This window comes from Collinsella sp. LCP19S3_D3, assembly GCF_052121455.1.
In the GTDB taxonomy this organism is placed as follows: Bacteria; Actinomycetota; Coriobacteriia; order Coriobacteriales; family Coriobacteriaceae; genus Collinsella.
This window is the reverse complement of record NZ_JBQKEF010000050.1, coordinates 1-1266: the sequence shown is the minus strand read 5'-3', so window position 1 is coordinate 1266 and position 1266 is coordinate 1. Positions and strand designations below refer to the sequence as shown.

At 70.2% G+C, this 1266-nt stretch carries 1 protein-coding gene; it reads left to right on the top strand.

Annotated elements, in window-relative coordinates:
* Positions 1–1232, top strand: a 1232-nt coding sequence (locus tag ACTQXM_RS08980) for an ISL3 family transposase (RefSeq protein ID WP_441537644.1), incomplete at its 5' end; no start/stop codon positions are given.
* Positions 1233–1266 lie beyond the last annotated feature (34 nt).

Here is a 1266-nt window from a genome sequence, read left to right as displayed (position 1 = left end):
ACTTCTACGACATGGCGAACCGCGGGGCCCCCAGGCTGTGGAGGGCGATGGACCTGGCGCGCTCGGCCTGCTACCTGGAGTACGCGCCCTGCAGGGTGCGCTGCCCGGAGCACGGCGTGCGCACCGAGGCCGTCCCCTGGGCGCGGCACGGGGCGCGCTTCACGCGCGACTTCGAGGACTGGGTGGCGTGGCTGGCGGTCCGCTGCACCGCCTCGGCGGTCTCCGAGCTCGCCCGCGTCGAGTGGCACAGCGTGGGCGGCGTGTGCAGGCGCGTCTACGCCGAGCTGGAGGCCGCGCGCGGCGCCTCGAGGTTCGACGGCGTGCGCCGCATCGGCATCGACGAGACGTCGTACAAGAAGGGCCACAAGTACGTCACGGTGGTCGTCGACCACGACCGCGGCTGCCTCATCTGGGCGCACGAGGGCACCGGCAAGGACGTGCTCAACCTGTTCCTCGACGAGCTCACGCGCGAGCAGAGGCGCGCCATAGAGGTGGTGACCGCCGACGGCGCGAGGTGGATAAGGCAGCTGGTCAAGCGCCGCTGCCCCAACGCGAGGTGGGTCATGGACCCCTTCCACGTGGTCCAGTGGATGAACGACGCGCTCGACGCCGTGCGCTGCGAGGAGTGGAACGCCGCCAGGGCCGCCGCCAGGGCCGCCAGGCCCAGGCCCGAGGGCAAGCGCGGCAGGCCTGCCAAAGGCGAGCTGCCGCCCGAGGAGGTCAGGGCGCTCGAGGAGGAGGCGGCCTCCATCAAGGGCAGCCGCTACGCGCTCGTGAAGAACCCCGAGGACCTCACCGACGGCCAGAGGGCGAGGCTCGAGGCGCTCAAGAAGAGGGCCGGCTCGCGGCTGGTCAGGGCCTGGGAGCTCAAGGAGGACCTGCGGGCCGTCTTCCGGGCAGCCGACGGCTCCGAGGCCTCCGAGCTGCTCGACGACTGGATGCACAGGGCCGCCTACTGCAAGATCGCCAAGGTCGTCGCCGTGGAGAAGAAGGTGCGCCGCCGGCGCGACGACATCATCGCCGCAGTCGAGCTCGGCATCAGCAACGGGCGCGTAGAGGCCATCAACAACAAGATCAAGGTGACGGTGAGGATGGGCTACGGCTTCCGCAACACCGACAACCTCGTGGCCCTGCTCATGCTCAGGTGCGGCGACTGCCAGCCCCAGCTCCCGGGTCGCCCGGTGAAGGCGAGGAAGAAGGGCGTGAAGGGAGCGAAGAGCGTTGCTGCCTAGGCTAGCCCCTTGTCACACAAACTACCGAAGCCTC